General features: G+C 40.4%; 17 protein-coding genes, 3 tRNA genes and 3 rRNA genes. 16 read left to right on the top strand and 7 right to left on the bottom strand.

Annotated features, from left to right (window positions below; genetic code table 11):
* Positions 1-2 precede the first annotated feature (2 nt).
* The 5 genes from ID741_RS02210 (at position 3) to ID741_RS02190 (ending at position 3,765) form a co-directional block, all read left to right on the top strand.
* Positions 3-770, top strand: a complete 768-nt coding sequence (locus ID741_RS02210; RefSeq protein ID WP_438718910.1) for a TIGR01457 family HAD-type hydrolase — start codon at positions 3-5, stop codon at positions 768-770.
* Positions 763-1,404: a TIGR01906 family membrane protein gene (locus ID741_RS02205; RefSeq protein ID WP_438718909.1), complete on the top strand. Its 642-nt coding sequence runs from the start codon at positions 763-765 to the stop codon at positions 1,402-1,404. The genes ID741_RS02210 and ID741_RS02205 overlap by 8 nt, the downstream gene beginning before the upstream one ends.
* A gap of 93 nt (positions 1,405-1,497) precedes the next feature.
* Entirely contained in the window at positions 1,498-2,220 is a 723-nt protein-coding gene (locus ID741_RS02200) for an ABC transporter ATP-binding protein (RefSeq protein WP_438718908.1), read from the top strand.
* On the top strand, positions 2,213-2,953 hold the full coding sequence (locus tag ID741_RS02195; RefSeq protein ID WP_438718907.1) for an ABC transporter permease: 741 nt from the start codon (positions 2,213-2,215) through the stop codon (positions 2,951-2,953). The genes ID741_RS02200 and ID741_RS02195 overlap by 8 nt, the downstream gene beginning before the upstream one ends.
* Before the next feature lie 5 nt (positions 2,954-2,958).
* Positions 2,959-3,765, top strand: coding sequence for a MerR family transcriptional regulator (locus tag ID741_RS02190; protein WP_438718906.1), 807 nt, complete (start codon positions 2,959-2,961; stop codon positions 3,763-3,765).
* A gap of 40 nt (positions 3,766-3,805) precedes the next feature.
* On the opposite strand, the gene ID741_RS02185 is transcribed toward ID741_RS02190, so the two are convergent.
* Together ID741_RS02185 and ID741_RS02180 are read right to left on the bottom strand one after the other, a co-directional pair.
* The gene (locus tag ID741_RS02185) at positions 3,806-4,315 is read right to left on the bottom strand and encodes a phosphatidylglycerophosphatase A family protein (RefSeq protein ID WP_218327510.1); all 510 of its coding nucleotides are present in this window, start codon (positions 4,313-4,315) and stop codon (positions 3,806-3,808) included.
* A 1-nt stretch (position 4,316) separates the two neighbouring features.
* A complete protein-coding gene (locus ID741_RS02180; RefSeq protein ID WP_438718905.1) occupies positions 4,317-5,315 on the bottom strand; it encodes an NAD(P)/FAD-dependent oxidoreductase in 999 nt (332 codons plus the stop codon).
* Between the two features lie 110 nt (positions 5,316-5,425).
* Here ID741_RS02180 and ID741_RS02175 point away from each other — a divergent pair, with 110 nt between their 5' ends.
* Positions 5,426-6,010 (top strand): peptidylprolyl isomerase, encoded by a 585-nt coding sequence (locus ID741_RS02175; RefSeq protein WP_438720434.1) that lies wholly within the window; start codon positions 5,426-5,428, stop codon positions 6,008-6,010.
* Between the two features lie 71 nt (positions 6,011-6,081).
* Here ID741_RS02175 and ID741_RS02170 read toward each other — a convergent pair whose 3' ends face one another.
* Entirely contained in the window at positions 6,082-7,242 is a 1,161-nt protein-coding gene (locus ID741_RS02170) for a MalY/PatB family protein (RefSeq protein ID WP_438718904.1), read from the bottom strand.
* Between the two features lie 150 nt (positions 7,243-7,392).
* Here ID741_RS02170 and ID741_RS02165 point away from each other — a divergent pair, with 150 nt between their 5' ends.
* From ID741_RS02165 to ID741_RS02130, 8 genes are all read left to right on the top strand, one after another.
* Positions 7,393-7,791: a CvfD/Ygs/GSP13 family RNA-binding post-transcriptional regulator gene (locus tag ID741_RS02165; protein WP_438718903.1), complete on the top strand. Its 399-nt coding sequence runs from the start codon at positions 7,393-7,395 to the stop codon at positions 7,789-7,791.
* Positions 7,792-7,869: 78 nt separating this feature from the next.
* Positions 7,870-8,226: a hypothetical protein gene (locus tag ID741_RS02160; RefSeq protein WP_218327506.1), complete on the top strand. Its 357-nt coding sequence runs from the start codon at positions 7,870-7,872 to the stop codon at positions 8,224-8,226.
* Positions 8,227-8,596: 370 nt separating this feature from the next.
* A 16S ribosomal RNA gene (locus ID741_RS02155) occupies positions 8,597-10,156 on the top strand.
* 81 nt (positions 10,157-10,237) lie between these two features.
* Positions 10,238-10,310 (top strand) — tRNA-Ala (locus tag ID741_RS02150).
* Between the two features lie 183 nt (positions 10,311-10,493).
* A 23S ribosomal RNA gene (locus ID741_RS02145) occupies positions 10,494-13,406 on the top strand.
* Positions 13,407-13,488: 82 nt separating this feature from the next.
* A 5S ribosomal RNA gene (gene rrf / locus ID741_RS02140) occupies positions 13,489-13,604 on the top strand.
* The 16S, 23S and 5S rRNA genes sit together here with 2 tRNA genes alongside, the layout of an rRNA operon.
* Before the next feature lie 9 nt (positions 13,605-13,613).
* Positions 13,614-13,687: transfer RNA gene (locus ID741_RS02135), tRNA-Asn, on the top strand.
* A 101-nt stretch (positions 13,688-13,788) separates the two neighbouring features.
* On the top strand, positions 13,789-14,148 hold the full coding sequence (locus tag ID741_RS02130; protein WP_438718902.1) for an iron-sulfur cluster biosynthesis family protein: 360 nt from the start codon (positions 13,789-13,791) through the stop codon (positions 14,146-14,148).
* Between the two features lie 54 nt (positions 14,149-14,202).
* Here the strand turns inward: ID741_RS02130 and ID741_RS02125 are convergent, their stop codons facing one another.
* A complete protein-coding gene (locus ID741_RS02125; protein WP_438718901.1) occupies positions 14,203-14,823 on the bottom strand; it encodes a flavin reductase family protein in 621 nt (206 codons plus the stop codon).
* A gap of 51 nt (positions 14,824-14,874) precedes the next feature.
* Positions 14,875-15,849 carry a ring-cleaving dioxygenase gene (locus ID741_RS02120; protein WP_438718900.1) on the bottom strand — a complete coding sequence of 325 codons (975 nt, stop codon included), beginning with the start codon at positions 15,847-15,849 and terminating at the stop codon, positions 14,875-14,877.
* Positions 15,850-15,985: 136 nt separating this feature from the next.
* Here ID741_RS02120 and ID741_RS02115 point away from each other — a divergent pair, with 136 nt between their 5' ends.
* Positions 15,986-16,627, top strand: a complete 642-nt coding sequence (locus tag ID741_RS02115; RefSeq protein WP_218324122.1) for an HAD hydrolase-like protein — start codon at positions 15,986-15,988, stop codon at positions 16,625-16,627.
* 41 nt (positions 16,628-16,668) lie between these two features.
* Here the strand turns inward: ID741_RS02115 and ID741_RS02110 are convergent, their stop codons facing one another.
* Both ID741_RS02110 and ID741_RS02105 read right to left on the bottom strand, forming a co-directional pair.
* A complete protein-coding gene (locus ID741_RS02110; protein ID WP_438718899.1) occupies positions 16,669-17,427 on the bottom strand; it encodes a hypothetical protein in 759 nt (252 codons plus the stop codon).
* Positions 17,428-17,533: 106 nt separating this feature from the next.
* Positions 17,534-17,606: transfer RNA gene (locus ID741_RS02105), tRNA-Thr, on the bottom strand.
* A gap of 377 nt (positions 17,607-17,983) precedes the next feature.
* Here ID741_RS02105 and ID741_RS02100 point away from each other — a divergent pair.
* Positions 17,984-18,703, top strand: a complete 720-nt coding sequence (locus tag ID741_RS02100; protein WP_218324124.1) for a TVP38/TMEM64 family protein — start codon at positions 17,984-17,986, stop codon at positions 18,701-18,703.
* Positions 18,704-18,787: the final 84 nt, after the last annotated feature.

The raw sequence follows: 18,787 nt of genomic DNA, 5'->3' as shown, positions 1-18,787 counted from the left end.
ATGTGAAATATCAAGGGTATTTAATTGATTTAGATGGAACCATCTATCGCGGAACAGAGCCGATTCCAGCGGGACGCCGCTTCGTAGAAAGCTTACAAAAACAAGAAATTCCGTTTTTATTTTTAACCAATAACACAACGAAAACTCCAGCGATGGTGGCTAGTCGTTTGAAAAATGAATTCGCGATTAATGTACCGGAAGAAACGGTGTATACCGCTACCTTGGCAACGATTGATTATATGAAGGATTTACATTTGGGCAACATGGTTTATATTATCGGTGAACCCGGTTTGGTTGAGCCGATTTTGGCGGCTGGTTTTGTTTGGGATGAAGAAACTCCAGACTACGTAGTGGTTGGCCTAGATACAGAATTAACGTATGAGAAATTTGTCAAAGCTACTTTAGCCATTCAAAAAGGCGGGAAATTTATCGGCACCAATCCAGATAAAAACATTCCGACAGAACGTGGACTTTTACCAGGTGCTGGTTCTGTGATTGCCATGGTGGAAGCTTCGACGCAACAAAAAGCGACTTACATCGGTAAGCCTGAAGCCATCATCATGGATAAAGCCATCGAAATTCTTAATTTAAAAAAATCAGAAGTCTTAATGGTAGGGGATAACTACACGACGGATATCCTAGCAGGAATCAATAATCAAGTTGATTCACTCCTTGTCCTATCAGGCTTCACTCAAAAAGCTGAAGTAGCCACTTTACCAGAAGCACCGACATATGTAGTGGATTCTTTAGACGAGTGGTCATTTGAATAGCTGGAAATGGCTGGAGCGATTAGGTTTAATTTGTTGGATTTTTACCTTGTTGACTTTAGCGATTACTTTAACGATTAATGCTCGTTGGTTATATAGCTTTTCGGTAGATCATTTAAATGTGTTGGACTATGTAACTTTTTCAAAAGATCAACTGATGAAAAACTTCGATCAGCTGATGCATTATTTGAATTTACCTTGGGTAGATCAATTAAAGATGTCTGATTTTCCAGTCTCTGAAAGTGGTGCCGTGCATTTTGTAGATGTGAAAAAGTTATTTCTACTGAATTATGGTGTGTTAATTGTGACCATCATTCCCAGTATTTTTTATTTGCGTCATTTAGTGAAGACGAAGCGTTTATGGACCATGCAGCGACCCTTTAAAATTGCTTTTGTCATTCCTTTGGTAATTGCAGCTGTTGGCGCGTTGAATTTTAATCAGTTCTTTGTCTTATTCCATGAAACATTTTTCAGTAATGATGACTGGATATTTAATCCGGTGACTGATCCGATTATCAATGTGCTACCAGAAGATTTCTTTATGTATTGTTTTATTTTATTTTTTGTATTACTAGAGGTATTTTTCTTGGTGCAGATTTTCATTGGCAAACGTTCTTTAAAAAGAGATGTCTTGTAAGCGACGAATTTTCGTTGCTTTTTTTTTTCAAAAATCGGTTGACCCTCCACTTAGGGGAGATTATATCCTAGTAAATGAAAGGGGCGGTCGATGATGACAATCTGTGTCGAAGCAAAAAATCTAACCAAAAAATATGGAGGGAAAACAGTTGTAAAGGGCTTAAGCTTTTCAGTCAAGGCGGGAGAAGTTTTTGGGTTGTTGGGACCTAATGGTGCTGGGAAATCTACTACAATTGAATGTCTCCTAGGGATTCGCAAACTGGATGCTGGAGAAGCTAAAATTTTCGGTAGCAATCCTAGAAAGAATCGTCAGACTGTTTTTCAAAAGGTCGGGGTTCAGCTACAATCATCCAGTTATCAGGATATGATTCGGGTGCAGGAATTGTGTGAAGAGATGGCTAGCTTGTACGAAGCGCCGAGAGACTATCGAGAATTGCTGACATTATTTGGTCTTGAACCATTCTTGAAACAAAAAGTAGCAGATTTATCATGTGGACAAAGACAAAAGCTTTCAATTATTTTAGCCCTCATTCCGCAACCGCAAGTGATTTTTCTAGATGAGCTAACGACTGGCTTAGATACTGAAGCGCGGCGAGAGGTTTGGCAAACGTTGCTAGATCTAAAGAAGCAAGGCTTGACGATTATTTTGACAACTCATTATATGGAAGAGGCTGAAATGTTGTGTGATCGGGTATTTTTAATAAAGGATGGGCAAAAAGTGATCACAGGTGAAGTGGAGGAAGTCATTCAACAAACAATGTATGACAATTTGGAAGAGGCGTATCTTTTTTATATGGGAGGGAACAAGCATGCATAGTTTATTAACCTTAACAAAAATTCAAGGGAAATTAGCGACGCGAACGCTGGATGGCATTATTTTTGGGATTGGTATGCCTGTTTGTGTATTACTTTTGATTGCGATGATTGCTGGTAATCATTCGGCAAACGGTGCGGATTATACTTTTTTAGACAGTAGTTTTGCTTCTTTGTTGGCTGTCGGTATTTGTGCAACAGCTTTTATGGGGATTCCGCTGACGATCTGTGATTATCGGGACAAAAAGATTTTGAAACACTTTTTTGTGACTCCGGTTTCTCCGCTGGTAGTTATATTGGCGCAATTTATCGTAGCAGCCTTGACCGCGATTGCTTCAGCGGTTATCGTGATATTTGTAGGGATTGTCTTCTTGAATTATCAAATGCAGGGCAGTTGGCTAAAATTAATTGGCGGCTACTTTTTAGTGATGTTCAGTATGTATGGTTTAGGTTTATTGATTGCTAGCTTGTGTAAAAATTTGAAGATTGCTAATGTTGTTTGTACCTTTGTTTATTTTCCAATGTTGTTTTTATCGGGAGCGGTGATTCCTTTTGAATTATTTCCTAAAGTGGTTCAACAGGTCGCTTCTGTTTTACCTTTAACCCAAGGTATCAAACTTTTAAAGAGTATCACTTTAGCGCAGCCGTTAGAAAATCAAGGGATGATCATTAGCTACCTAGTCCTTCTAGGTATTATTACCTTCGTTGTGGCAATCAAAATTTTTCGTTGGGAGTAGATGAGATGGAAGAAGAAAAATTATATCGGATCGGCATGTTTTCTAAAATGAATCAAGTGACGATTAAAACATTGCGCTATTATGATGATATTGGCTTGTTGAAGCCACGTTTTATTGATCCCGATAATGGTTATCGCTATTATAGTGCAGGTCAAGTAGGACAGTTGCATCAATTATTGGCACTAAAAAAGATTGGTTTTTCGATTGAAGAAATTCAAGCCAGCACCCAGGGGAAAGCAGAGAATAATCTGTTGCAGCACAAAAAGGTACAACTTTTACGTGAAATTGCCGAGAAGACTCAAATGTTATCGATGATTGAAAGCTATATGCAACAAGATTATTTGCAGACTTATCACATGGTGGTAAAGGCGCTGCCAGAAGTGATTATTGCTTCCGTTCGCAGAACAGTCAATACTTATCAGGAACTTTTAACCGTTGTGCCAGAAATGGGGCGCTTAATGGAACAAGCTGGCTGCGAATGTCGGATTCCTGAATATTGTTTCAACATTTACCACGATCAGGAATATCGTGAAAGTGAAATTGATTACGAAATTTGTGAAGCGGTCACCGAAATGAAGCCAGATTTTGGCGAGTTGAAATTTAAGATGATCAAAGAAGTTCCACGAGCCGTTTGTACGATGCATCGAGGCGCTTATGAAAATCTACCACAAGCCTACGCAGCGATATTGAATTATATTGAAGCCCATGGTTTCGAAATAGCTGATTTGCCACGAGAAAATTATATTGACGGTATCTGGAATAAAGAATCGACTGAAGAATGGCTGACGGAAATTCAAATACCAGTAAAATAAAAATGAGACAGCGCTAGAAAAAATCTAGTGCTGTCTCGTTTTATTTCATTGAGCCATCTAATTTTTGTGGTTCTTCATGGGCCAAACGACTGGCCGCCGCCGCCGCAATTGCGCCCACTAAGTCATCTAAAAAAGTATGAACATGAACACCATCATGGCTGTTTAATTTTTCTAAAATCCCTGGTTTGACTTTGTCGATATAGCCATAGTTAGTAAAACCAATAGAACCAAACACATTGACGATCGATAACGCCATGATTTCATCAATGCCATACAAGCCCTCATCTTCCTCGATGATTTCCTGCAAGGGTGAGTCTAGTTTTTTTTCTTCGGCTAATTTATCCAGTTGCACACCGGTAATAATCGCATTGTGGACTTCTCGCTTAGTCAACACTCGATCAACGCTGTAAGCACATTGTTCAAGGGTTAAATCCACCACATAATCTTTTTGTAAAAAGAAAACCAATTCGGCGATGTCGTTGATTGAAACACCTCGTTCTACCAATAAACCGCGAGCAAATTCTTCTAAATGATCTGTCTCAAAAACCATATTAATTCTCCTGTTCTTTTAGTTTTGGAAATAAGCTGGTACTGTGGACGGGTTGACGTCTTGTTTTAGGATCATTATAAAATAGCGCATTGTTAATGGCTGTCGGTGCTTCACCAAAACCAGTAGCAATTAGTTTTACCTTGCCATCATAGTCGACAATATCACCAGCAGCAAAGACGCCATTTAAGGAAGTCTCCATATTTGAAGCCACTTCAATCCCACGGCGAGAATTGTCAATTCCCCAAACTGTCAAATGATCCAATGAAGAAGTAAAACCATAATTGACCATCAAAGTATCGACGTCTAAAGTTTCAAACTCATCTGTTTTAGCTTTTTGCAAAGTAATTCCCGTTAAATTTTGTTCACCATGGAGTTCTTTAATTAAATACGAGGTATATAGCTTAACAGTTGAATTTTTTAATTTTGTCACACTGTGTTCATGCCCCCGAAATTCTGGGCGGCGATGAATTAAGGAGACTTCTGCAGCAATTGGTTCTAGCATTAAAGCCCAGTCAATCGCCGAGTCACCTCCACCAGCAATCGCAACTTTCTTGCCAGCATATTGCATCAAATCATTTATATAGTAAGCAATCCCATTATTCTCAAAGTAATCCGCTTTTTCCACTTGTAATTTTCGCGGTTGGAAAGAACCGTTTCCTAAGGCAAGGATGACCGATTTACTATAATGAACGTCTTTATTGGTGGTCAAGATAAAGTAATCTTCTTTTTTTTCTAAATGTAGGACTTCTTCAGCTAAACAATAAGTATGAGAAAAAGTTTGTAGCTGTTCTTCTAAATTATGAATCAGGTCACCGGCTTTAATTGCAGGAAATCCTGGGATATCATAAATATATTTTTCGGCATAGAGTGTGGTTAATTGTCCGCCAAGCTGTGGTAAAGAGTCGATGATTTTAGTTTTTGCTTGTCGAATTCCAGCGTAAAAAGCGGCATACATACCGACTGGTCCGGCTCCGATAATTGTTACATCATATATTTCCATAACAAACTTCCTTTCGAGCTCTTATTGTAACAAATCTTTTATGAGAAATGAATTAATGTGAAATCTGGCGAAAATCTGATAAAATATAATCAGTAAAATTAAAGGAGGAAATTAATTTGTTTCCACAATTAAACATTGATGCTCATTTTGGTCCAAAAGCAACAATCAAAACCAATATGGGAGATATTAAAGTCGCATTATTTATCGACGAAGCACCAAGAACGGTTCAAAACTTTATTGAATTAGCTAACAAAGGTTACTACGATAGCGTAATTTTCCACCGTGTTATTCCTGATTTCATGATTCAAGGTGGCGATCCAACCGGTACTGGTATGGGTGGTGAAAGTATCTATGGTGCAAAATTTGAAGATGAATTTTCACAAAAATTATTTAACGTTCGTGGTGCATTATCGATGGCAAATGCTGGCCCAAACACTAATGGTAGCCAATTTTTCATCGTAAACAACCAAAATGTACCAGATAATATGTTAGGTCAATTGGCTGATGCTGGTTTCCCAAATGAAATTGTCGAAACTTATAAAGATGGCGGAACACCTTGGTTAGATGGTCGCCATACTGTTTTCGGTCAAGTCATTGATGGAATGGACGTTGTCGACGCCATCGGTGCAGTGAAACGTGGACCACAAGATAAACCAGTCAACGATGTAATCATCGAATCAATCGAAGTAGAATAAAAAATAATGCCCCTCAAAAGTTGGTTTTTAAGTCAGCTTTTGAGGGGCATTTTATTTAGATGAATTAATTTTTACAAATATTTCTTGATGCGCTCTAAACCTGCTTGCAATGTTTTTAGCGGACAAGCAACATTCAAACGCATATGATGGGCGCCACCAGAACCATAGCTAATCCCCGGATTTAAAACGACTTTCCCTTCATGAACCAATTTATTTTCTAATACCTCATCAGTTAAACCATACTCAGAAAAATCTAACCACAAGAGATAGGTTCCTTCCGGCTGCATGATCTTGACTTTTGGAAGATTTTCAGCAAAGAATTCTAAAGTATAAGCAATGTTTTTCTTTAAATAAAGCAGCAATTCGGCTAGCCATTCTCCACCGGTTTCATAGGCGGCTTGCATGCCCACCATTCCAAAAGTATTGACCTCGTGTTGGAAGTTCATCTGTTGATATTGTTCCAAGCGTGTCTTCAAGGCAGGATTTTTAACGATGGCTACAGCACTTTTGATGCCAGCTAAATTAAATGTTTTAGTGACTGAAGTAAATTTAATCGCAAAGTCATCGAAGGAACCGGCTGTCAGAAATGAAGTCATTTCGGCTGGTTCAAATACTAGATCTTGATGAATCTCATCTGCCAACACGATAACATGATATTTTTTACATAGTTCGCCTAATTGTGTAAGTTCCGCTTTCGACCAGACACGTCCACCGGGATTATGGGGGTTACATAGAATAAAAGCTTTGATATTTTGCTTTTTGAATTTTTCTTCCATATCAGAAAAATCCATTTTAAATTGTCCCTTTTCTTCAATTAAACGACTACGGACCAATTTTCTTTTATTTCGTTTTACAATGTCAGCAAAGGGTGGATATACGGGATCGTGAATCAAAACAGCGTCATTTGCTTGTGTGAAGGTTTGAATCGCCGTTGTAATTCCTGCTAATACACTAGTGAAAAGTAAAATATTCTCAGTGGTTAATGATAAATTATATCTTTTCTTCTCCCAATTTATCAAAGCGGAAAACAAATCATCGCTGGCTGCCGTATAACCAAAAATTCCGTGATTCAATAATTTTTGATAGCTGTCAATCACCCCTTCAGGAGCTTTAAAATCCATATCGGCAATCCACAAAGGAAGTAAGCCACTTTCATTGTGCATCTTATTAATTTCGTCCCATTTAATACTTTGTGTTCCGGTCCGATTAATTTCTTGATCAAAATTTACCATAAAAAAAATCCTCCTATTCGTAACATGATCTCTCTCATTAACAGTATACGTTTTACAAGCAAGAAATAGTAATAAAAAATGCTTTCTTCTAAAAAACTATAATAAATTAAACTTTTCAAGTATAATGAAAAAGCGAAGAGAGGGAATCAAATGAGTTATAAAATAGGACAAGTTATCAAAGGAAAAATTACCGGTATTCAGCCATACGGTGCATTTGTATCATTAGATGATCAGACACAAGGACTAATTCATGTATCCGAAATCCAATCTGGCTACACTAAAAATATTCATCAATATTTAAATGTCGGTGAGACAGTCAAGGTTCAAATCATTGATATTGACGAGTATACTGAAAAAATCAGTTTGTCTTTACGAACTTTAATGATGCATCCAGCACCGCCATCTTTGCATCGAAAAAGATACTTTACCAACCGTAACAAGCATATCGGTTTTCGTTCATTAGCAGAAAACATGCCTATCTGGACAAAAGAAACCTATGAAGCATTACAAGAAAATGCTGCTGCGAAAATAAAAGATGGAAACCAATGATATTTTTCATTTGGAAATTCCATTTTTTCAGAAAAGATGTTACAATGTTTTAACCAGTAAAACTTAGAGGTGAATATTGTGACAAAACAAATATCTGGAACGATTATGTTACATCTGGAAGATGGTTCAAAACGTTTTTTAGTTCACGAAGATGGAAGTACGAAAGAATTCGCTCGCACGGATACCCAAACTGGAAACACTGTTTTAGCAAGCTTTTTGAACTTTTTGAAGGAAAAGTTGCTAATTGATGTCAACAATATTAATTTAATGGAGCTAACAAATACGCAAAGTAGAGGACAAAGCATGCCGCTTTATGTATTTGAAATGCAAGGTACAACCACCGCTTTACCCCAAGATTATTTTTGGGAAACACCAGATAGTTTGAGAGAAATTTTAAGCAGTGTACAAATTGAAGGCGTACCATTATTTAAATAAAATACTGTGAAATCTGGAAAGAAAAATTTCTTTTCAGATTTTTTTATTTTTTCAGAAAAAAACTATTGACGGACTGTAAATGAAATGATAATCTAACTAAGCTGTCAAATGACGAAGGCAAACAATTTGAAATGATTTAAAAAGTTTCGAAAAAAATATTTCAAAAAGTTGTTGACATTCATTTGGTCAGCTGTTATGATATAAAAGTTGCTGATGCAACAGAAATAGACCTTTGAAAACTGAACGAATAAGACGAACCAAATGTGTAGGGCGTTCCTATTTATAGGAACAAACAATACAAAGCAAGCAATATGCTAGCAACAAGTCAATTAATACAATTGAGCTAACAGTCGCAAGACTGTGCAAACTTTTTAATGAGAGTTTGATCCTGGCTCAGGACGAACGCTGGCGGCGTGCCTAATACATGCAAGTCGAACGCTTTTTCTTTCACCGGAGCTTGCTCCACCGAAAGAAAAGGAGTGGCGAACGGGTGAGTAACACGTGGGTAACCTACCCTCCAGCGGGGGATAACACTTGGAAACAGGTGCTAATACCGCATAACAGAGAAAACCGCCTGGTTTTCTTTTGAAAGGCGCAATTGCGTCACTGGAGGATGGACCCGCGGTGCATTAGCTAGTTGGTGAGGTAACGGCTCACCAAGGCAACGATGCATAGCCGACCTGAGAGGGTGATCGGCCACATTGGGACTGAGACACGGCCCAAACTCCTACGGGAGGCAGCAGTAGGGAATCTTCGGCAATGGACGAAAGTCTGACCGAGCAACGCCGCGTGAGTGAAGAAGGTTTTCGGATCGTAAAACTCTGTTGTCAGAGAAGAATAAGGATAAGAGTGGAAAGTTTATCCCTTGACGGTATCTGACCAGAAAGCCACGGCTAACTACGTGCCAGCAGCCGCGGTAATACGTAGGTGGCAAGCGTTGTCCGGATTTATTGGGCGTAAAGCGAGCGCAGGCGGTCTCTTAAGTCTGATGTGAAAGCCCCCGGCTCAACCGGGGAGGGTCATTGGAAACTGGGAGACTTGAGTGCAGAAGAGGAGAGTGGAATTCCATGTGTAGCGGTGAAATGCGTAGATATATGGAGGAACACCAGTGGCGAAGGCGGCTCTCTGGTCTGTAACTGACGCTGAGGCTCGAAAGCGTGGGGAGCAAACAGGATTAGATACCCTGGTAGTCCACGCCGTAAACGATGAGTGCTAAGTGTTGGAGGGTTTCCGCCCTTCAGTGCTGCAGCTAACGCATTAAGCACTCCGCCTGGGGAGTACGACCGCAAGGTTGAAACTCAAAGGAATTGACGGGGGCCCGCACAAGCGGTGGAGCATGTGGTTTAATTCGAAGCAACGCGAAGAACCTTACCAGGTCTTGACATCCTTTGACCACTCTAGAGATAGAGCTTCCCCTTCGGGGGCAAAGTGACAGGTGGTGCATGGTTGTCGTCAGCTCGTGTCGTGAGATGTTGGGTTAAGTCCCGCAACGAGCGCAACCCTTATTGTTAGTTGCCATCATTTAGTTGGGCACTCTAGCGAGACTGCCGGTGACAAACCGGAGGAAGGTGGGGATGACGTCAAATCATCATGCCCCTTATGACCTGGGCTACACACGTGCTACAATGGGAAGTACAACGAGTCGCGAAGTCGCAAGGCTAAGCTAATCTCTTAAAGCTTCTCTCAGTTCGGATTGTAGGCTGCAACTCGCCTACATGAAGCCGGAATCGCTAGTAATCGCGGATCAGCACGCCGCGGTGAATACGTTCCCGGGCCTTGTACACACCGCCCGTCACACCACGAGAGTTTGTAACACCCGAAGTCGGTGAGGTAACCTTTATGGAGCCAGCCGCCTAAGGTGGGATAGATGATTGGGGTGAAGTCGTAACAAGGTAGCCGTATCGGAAGGTGCGGCTGGATCACCTCCTTTCTAAGGAAAATTACGGAGACTACACAAGTTTATCTTTATTCGTTCAGTTTTGAGAGGTCTATTTAAAAATTAGATACTTTTGGGGCCTTAGCTCAGCTGGGAGAGCGCCTGCTTTGCACGCAGGAGGTCAGCGGTTCGATCCCGCTAGGCTCCATTGATGACATTGGTCATCATATTCGTTCATTGAAAACTGGATACAAAAAACAAACCAAAAATTTTTAAAACAAACCGAGAACACCGCGTTGAATGAGTTTTTTAATAGTTCAATTGCTTATTTTTTATTTATTGGAACTCTATCGCTAGAGGGAAGATAAAGACCCAACCGCAAGGTTGATAAGGTTAAGTGAATAAGGGCGCACGGTGGATGCCTTGGTACTAGGAGCCGATGAAGGACGGGACTAACACCGATATGCTTCGGGGAGCTGTAAGTAAGCTTTGATCCGGAGATTTCCGAATGGGGAAACCCAGCATCTTTAACAGGATGTTACTGTTCAGTGAATACATAGCTGAATGGAGGTAGACGCAGAGAACTGAAACATCTAAGTACCTGCAGGAAGAGAAAGAAAAATCGATTCCCTGAGTAGCGGCGAGCGAAACGGGAAAAGCCCAAACCAAGAGGCTTGCCTCTTGGGGTTGTAGGACTCCGATATGGTAGTTGATTGAAATAATCGAAGGACCTGGAAAGGTCTGCGAGACAGGGTAAAAGCCCCGTAGATGAAATTTGAATCACACCTAGGAGGATCCTGAGTACGGCGGAACACGAGGAATTCCGTCGGAATCCGGGAGGACCATCTCCCAAGGCTAAATACTCCCTAGTGACCGATAGTGAACCAGTACCGTGAGGGAAAGGTGAAAAGCACCCCGGAAGGGGAGTGAAATAGATCCTGAAACCGTGTGCCTACAACAAGTCAAAGCCCGTTAATGGGTGATGGCGTGCCTTTTGTAGAATGAACCGGCGAGTTACGATCCCATGCGAGGTTAAGTCGAAGAGACGGAGCCGTAGCGAAAGCGAGTCTGAATAGGGCGAATGAGTATGTGGTCGTAGACCCGAAACCATGTGATCTACCCATGTCCAGGTTGAAGGTGCGGTAAAACGCACTGGAGGACCGAACCCACGTACGTTGAAAAGTGCGGGGATGAGGTGTGGGTAGCGGAGAAATTCCAAACGAACTTGGAGATAGCTGGTTCTCTCCGAAATAGCTTTAGGGCTAGCCTCAGAGTAAGAATGATGGAGGTAGAGCACTGTTTGGACTAGGGGCCCATCTCGGGTTACCGAATTCAGATAAACTCCGAATGCCATACATTTATCTCTGGGAGTCAGACTGTGAGTGATAAGATCCATAGTCGAAAGGGAAACAGCCCAGACCACCAGCTAAGGTCCCAAAATATATGTTAAGTGGAAAAGGATGTGGGGTTGCACAGACAACTAGGATGTTGGCTTAGAAGCAGCCACCATTTAAAGAGTGCGTAATAGCTCACTAGTCGAGTGACCCTGCGCCGAAAATGTACCGGGGCTAAACATATTACCGAAGCTGTGGATTACACCTTAGGGTGTAATGGTAGGAGAGCGTTCTAAGGGCGTTGAAGGTAGACCGTGAGGACTGCTGGAGCGCTTAGAAGTGAGAATGCCGGTATGAGTAGCGAAAGACAGGTGAGAATCCTGTCCACCGTATGACTAAGGTTTCCTGGGGAAGGCTCGTCCGCCCAGGGTTAGTCGGGACCTAAGCCGAGGCCGAAAGGCGTAGGCGATGGATAACAGGTTGATATTCCTGTACTCGTTGTTTTTGTTTGAGCAATGGAGGGACGCAGTAGGCTAAGAAATCAGACGATTGGAAATGTCTGTCTAAGCAATGAGTCTTAAGATGAGTCAAATGCTTATCTTTCTAAGGACAAGTTGTGATGGGGAGGGAAATACAAGTACCGAAGTTTCTGATGTCACACTGCCAAGAAAAGCTTCTAGTGAGAAAACAATGACCCGTACCGTAAACCGACACAGGTAGTCGAGGAGAGTATCCTAAGGTGAGCGAGCGAACTCTCGTTAAGGAACTCGGCAAAATGACCCCGTAACTTCGGGAGAAGGGGTGCTGATCTAACGATCAGCCGCAGTGAATAGGCCCAAGCGACTGTTTATCAAAAACACAGGTCTCTGCAAAATCGAAAGATGAAGTATAGGGGCTGACGCCTGCCCGGTGCTGGAAGGTTAAGAGGAGTGCTTAGCGTAAGCGAAGGTACGAATTGAAGCCCCAGTAAACGGCGGCCGTAACTATAACGGTCCTAAGGTAGCGAAATTCCTTGTCGGGTAAGTTCCGACCCGCACGAAAGGCGTAACGATTTGGGCACTGTCTCAACGAGAGACTCGGTGAAATTTTAGTACCTGTGAAGATGCAGGTTACCCGCGACAGGACGGAAAGACCCCATGGAGCTTTACTGCAGTTTGATATTGAGTGTCTGTACCACATGTACAGGATAGGTAGGAGCCGTAGAAGTCGGGACGCTAGTTTCGACGGAGGCAATGGTGGGATACTACCCTTGTGTTATGGCCACTCTAACCCGCATCACTAATCGTGATGGGAGACAGTGTCAGATGGGCAGTTTGACTGGGGCGGTCGCCTCCTAAAGAGTAACGGAGGCGCCCAAAGGTTCCCTCAGAATGGTTGGAAATCATTCGCAGAGTGTAAAGGCACAAGGGAGCTTGACTGCGAGACCTACAAGTCGAGCAGGGACGAAAGTCGGGCTTAGTGATCCGGTGGTTCCGCATGGAAGGGCCATCGCTCAACGGATAAAAGCTACCCTGGGGATAACAGGCTTATCTCCCCCAAGAGTCCACATCGACGGGGAGGTTTGGCACCTCGATGTCGGCTCGTCGCATCCTGGGGCTGTAGTCGGTCCCAAGGGTTGGGCTGTTCGCCCATTAAAGCGGCACGCGAGCTGGGTTCAGAACGTCGTGAGACAGTTCGGTCCCTATCCGTCGCGGGCGTTGGAAATTTGAGAGGATCTGTCCTTAGTACGAGAGGACCGGGATGGACTTACCGCTGGTGTACCAGTTGTCTTGCCAAAGGCATCGCTGGGTAGCTATGTAGGGAAGGGATAAACGCTGAAAGCATCTAAGTGTGAAGCCCACCTCAAGATGAGATTTCCCATTTCTTAAAGAAAGTAAGATCCCTGAGAGAAGATCAGGTAGATAGGTCAGAAGTGGAAGTGCAGTGATGTACGGAGCGGACTGATACTAATCGATCGAGGACTTAACCAAAACAAAATGGACTTGGTAGTTTTAAAGTAAGGAATGTTTTTTGATCCAGTTTTGAGTGAGCGAAGTTTACTCAATTAAATAGTGTGGTGGCGATAGCAAGAAGGATACACCTGTTCCCATGTCGAACACAGAAGTTAAGCTTTTTAGCGCCGATCGTAGTGAGGGGTTGCCCCTTGTGAGAGTAGGACGTCGCCACGCGTAATTTATTCCGGCATAGCTCAGTTGGTAGTAGCGCATGACTGTTAATCATGATGTCGTAGGTTCGAGTCCTACTGCCGGAGTCATTAAAACAATTCATAAATTGAATTGTTTTTTTTGTGAGCAAATTTCTGTGGTTTAGATTGATTTGATGTTATTCTTCTTACATAAAGGGGATGAAATTATGTACATGAAAATTTCTGAATCATTAATAGACCAGTTGAAAGACTATCAAAAAAACGGGACGATTGTTCTCGATTTAGATGATGGTGTGGGCAAATACTCTAAGTTTGGAACTTGTGCTATAAATATAAGTTTCAGATTGTTGGTATTAGGAAAAGGTCAAGATCAATCCGATTATACTGAAGTAATTTCTAGTGATATTGGTGAAATGCCAATAAAAAAACATTCTGAAATGTATTTGGAAGACAATTTAATTTTGGATTATGACCCCAGAATGTCATTAATTAAGTTAAAAGGTCCAAGTGGTATGATTGATGGAAACGTACAGATTGTTGATTTGAGAGAAAAAATTAGCAACTAAATTAAATAACTATAGTAAACAACGCTTTGTCAATGCAAAGCGTTGTTTTTATATTTATTTAGGTCTTTTGATATCGATAAGATTTGAAATATGACTATATGTTTCTCCGGCTAATCGGGCAACTGGAGATAATTTTTCAGGTAAAATGTATTCTTTATCAGCATCGAAAACATCTTCTGAAAATGAATAGTGCAATACTTCTAAGATGAATAAGTCGCTGATAATTGTTTGATTATTAGTAATAGGAATGTATTGATGGACTTTTACTTCTAGACGAATTGGCGCTTCTTGGATGCCTGGAACGGCTATTTTTTTGCTGTCGATCATAGTGACGGGTAGGTTTGATAATTCACTTTCTGTTTCTGATAAGGTCGCAGCTGTTGCATTCATCAATTCTAGGACGTCATCGTTTACAATTTGAATAACTGCTTCATTTGTTTCAGATAAATTTTTGGCAGTATCTTTCATTTGTTGATTGGGTTGTCGATTAATTGACAGGCTGACCAAGGGTAGATCTTTGGCGATGACACTGAAGTAACTAAAAGGGGCAGCATTTATTACCTCTTTTGCTTTATTAAATGTTGTGACCCAAGCAATTGGGCGTGGGATAATACTACCAGTTAAAAATTTATAATGCTGTTTTGTAGTTAAGTTATTTGCTTCATATTCAATCATCTTTTTCCTCCTAAAAAAGGCTGGGCCAGTATAAATGGTCCAGCCTTTTTTTTATTGACGTTTTGTATTGGCGTCGGATGTATCAAACGGTCGTACATATGCTTCGATTTCTTCCCGTTCACTTTGTAAGTGTGGTGGTAATGATAAGATTTCACCTGCGTGTTCGTAAGTTTCATCTTGTAAGAAGCCAGGACCATCTGTTGCTAATTCAAATAAAACTCCAGGTGCTGCTTGGAAATATTCAGATTGGAAATAGAAGCGGTCAACAAAACCTGAATTTGGGAATTCTAATTCATTAATTTTTTTAATCCAAAAACGTAAAGCTTCATCGTCGGCAACTCGTAAAGCTAGGTGATGAACGTTACCAAAGCCTTGCATTGCTGGTGGCAAATCTTCACGATGATCTACGATGATAGTAGCCCCGTTACCGCCTTCGCCAACTTCAAATAAATGCATCGTGCCGTCTGAAGCTGTTTCTTCAAAGCCTAAAACATTTTTCAAGACAAGTTTCATATGATCAAAGTTTGAAACAACTACAATGGTTGGGCCTAAGCCGATAATTGAGTGTTCAGCGGGAACATTTGAATTTTTCCAAGGAATACCTGCTGCAACCCCTTTGTTATGTTCATCGGAAACCAATTGCATTAATTGATCATCAAAATCACTGAATTCCAAATACTTTTTACCAAAACGTTCTTTGATTTCACCATGCTCAACATTTAAACGATCAAAACGTTCTACCCAATAAGCTAAACTAGCATCAGTTGCTACACGGAAGCCAGTTCGAGCAATCGTATTCGTTCCTTTTTGGCCTTTTGGTAGTCCTTGGAAGTCAAAGAAAGTCATGTCTGTGCCGGCACCACCGATATCATCAGTAAAATATAAATGATAAGCGCTGATGTCATCTTGATTGACTGTTTTTTTAATCATGCGCAAACCTAGTACATCAGTGAAAAAACGATAATTTTTTTCGGCGCTGGAAGTCATTGCAGTAACGTGGTGTAATCCTCTAATTTGTGTATCCATTGAAAAATCCTCCTTGATTGTCTGATTAACTCTTACTAAAAGTAAGTATACAGGATTAATTTTTTAAAGCAAGAATTTCAACTCCGCTTGATAATTCAAGTAAAAATCGCTAGGATGAAAACAAGGAGGCGCTCTTATGAAAAATACAATATTATTTGATCTGGATGGCACCTTGGTAGACTCCAGTGAAGGAATCATTAATAGTTTAAACTATATGATTGATCGGTTAGGCTTAAAAAAATTAGATCAAGCAACTTTACGTTTGTTTATCGGACCACCTTTGAAAGATTCTTTATCAACATATTTAGAAGTGACTGATCCGCTGGAAATCGACCAAGCGATTGCCACTTATCGTGAGCATTTTGCGGTTGCTGGTTTGAAGGAATTAACGATGTACCCCAATATTGCTGAGACATTGACTAGTTTGGCAAAAGAAAATAGATTGGCTGTAGCCACTTCAAAACCTGAAAAATATGCGAAACAAATTATTAAAAACCTAGGATTAAATCAATTTGAAGGTGTTTTTGGTGCCGATATGGACGGGAAATTATCAAGTAAAACAGCAGTCATCGAGTATGCGTTGGATCAGCTGGACACGACAGAGGGAATAATGGTGGGTGATCGTGAATTTGATATCCTTGGTGGAAGGGAAAACCATTTAAAAACAATTGGTGTATTATATGGTTTTGGTGATCGTACAGAGCTAACGGCTGCCGGAGCTGATGAAATTATCGAGTCTGTCACTGAATTACCTTTTGCGATAAAAAAAATCAAATAAAAAACCAGTCATTTTTTGAAGGACTGGTTTAAGCCGAAAGATTATTTAACTAATGTGTAGTCATCAATCGTTTTACCGTTAACATCTTTTAAGATGAGCCAGCTGTTGGTACCGGCAAAATATAAGAAGTTTCCTATCTCATTGACGCTTTTGAAAATAATATCTTCGGTAGTAGTAAAATTTTTTATTTGTTTAGCATGCTCTGCTCGCAAGCTCTGAGTGAATTTGGCAGCAAAACCAAGAGAACCGTCTTTGTTTAAAGGGGGTTCTTTTTTTAATGTTGCGCCGGCTAAAAGTTTTAACTCTTTGCGCTTTTGCCAAATGGCAGTGCCTTTTGCTTCATTATAATCAATAAAAAATTCAACGGTACTGATTTCTTTACGCCAGCGATGTTGCGCCTTTGCGGGTGCTTTTTTGATTTTTTTCATAGGATAACCAAAAGCCGTTAAAATTGTTGCAACCGATTCGTAAAAGTCGTCTAATTGATTGATATAATTTTGTGGAATCTTTTTCGCTGGAAACTCGCGGGCAATCGTTAATTTTGCATCAGTTAACTGTTGATAGAAAAACTCACCATAGTCGGCTAATGGAAAATCAAAGTCACAGCTAATCGTAATCAGCGTATCAAAATCTACACTTGGCTGATGATTGTCGATACCAATTCCGTTTAATTGACGATTTTTAGTGTAAAGCAATAGATGGTTGAGAGGTATATTGCTAGGGTTTGAGCTGATGCTAATCATTATATTTTGATGAATAATGTTAATCTCGTTTTTTTCGATGGATACTTGTAAGTCCATAGGAATCTCCTGCTTTTTTTATTTCAGTATACGAGAAATGCCAGGTAGAAAAAAATAATTTGCTTGGATACAAAAAAAACAATCTGCAAAGGATTGGTTTTTGTAAAGCCACCTGACGGGCTTGAACCGTCGACCTCCACCTTACCATGGTGGCGCTCTACCAGCTGAGCTAAGGCGGCATTTGTTATCTTATTAAGCTGCACAAATAATTATATAAAAGCTTTTTTTAAAAGTCAATCAAATTTAAATTTAAAAAATTTGGTCCTAATTGGAAGTTTTCAAAGGCTTATAAATTAGTTATTTTTAGTTGACTTCAAATAGAAAGATTCATTGATAGCTGTTTTTTGTTTTGCTATACTTATAATAAGAAAAAAGCGCTTTATTTTAGATTGGGAGGGATTTTTATGAGAAAAAATTGAGTTACCATACACTTAGAGTTTCTAAGTTTTTCCACAAAAAATCCCTTTGCCAATTGTTGTAAGTATATTTGTAGTAATAGGTAGTCGATGGATGGTTTTTTTGTGGCGTTTGAAATACGTTTACAAAAGGAGAGCCTATGAAAAAGGAAACAAAAAAAAGTTTAGTTAGTAAATTGATTGTTGTTGGTGTTGTCGTTATTTTGGTACTGATCTATTTTCTTGTACCTAGTGTGAATCAAATAGTACGCCAAATTGTCGGTATGTTTGCCAGTGGAGATTTTACCGTGGTACGGCAATTTATAGCTTCATATGGTGGCTATGCCGTGCTGATTTCATTTTTCTTAATGATTTTTCAGTCAGTGGCAGCACCTTTACCGGCATTTTTGATCACCTTTGCCAATGCCAATCTTTTTGGTTGGTGGCAAGGTGCGATCCTTTCTTGGGTGTCCTCGATGGCCGGAGCTGCCTTGTGTTTTTGGATTGCCCGCATTTTAGGGCGGGATGTGGTTGAGAAATTAACCAGTAAGGGTGGCTTGCAACAAATTGATACTTTTTTTGAAAAATATGGTCGCTTGAGTATTTTAATTGCGCGACTGTTGCCTTTCATTTCTTTTGATATTGTTAGTTACGCGGCGGGTTTGACGGCGATGTCCTTTGGGAGTTTTTTAATTGCGACAGGACTAGGGCAGTTACCGGCGACGATTATTTATTCTTATGTGGGCGGCATGTTAACTGGCGGCGCTGGTATGTTGGTGAGTGCGTTAATGATTTTATTTGCTTTATCGGCATTAATCGTCTTATTTAGAAAAATTTACACTGACCGGCAGAAAAAGAAAGTGAAACAAGAAGAAAATTAATTGCTTTTTTTAAAGACAGTCCTTAATGGATTGTCTTTTTTTGCTTAAATGATGAAATCTTCATCTTGTTTATTAAAAAAAAGA

Source organism: Enterococcus sp. AZ103 (genome assembly GCF_051714685.1).
In the GTDB taxonomy this organism is placed as follows: Bacteria; Bacillota; Bacilli; order Lactobacillales; family Enterococcaceae; genus Enterococcus_A; species Enterococcus_A alishanensis.
Note: the sequence above shows the minus strand (reverse complement) of the source record. Positions and strands in the feature narration are given on the sequence as shown.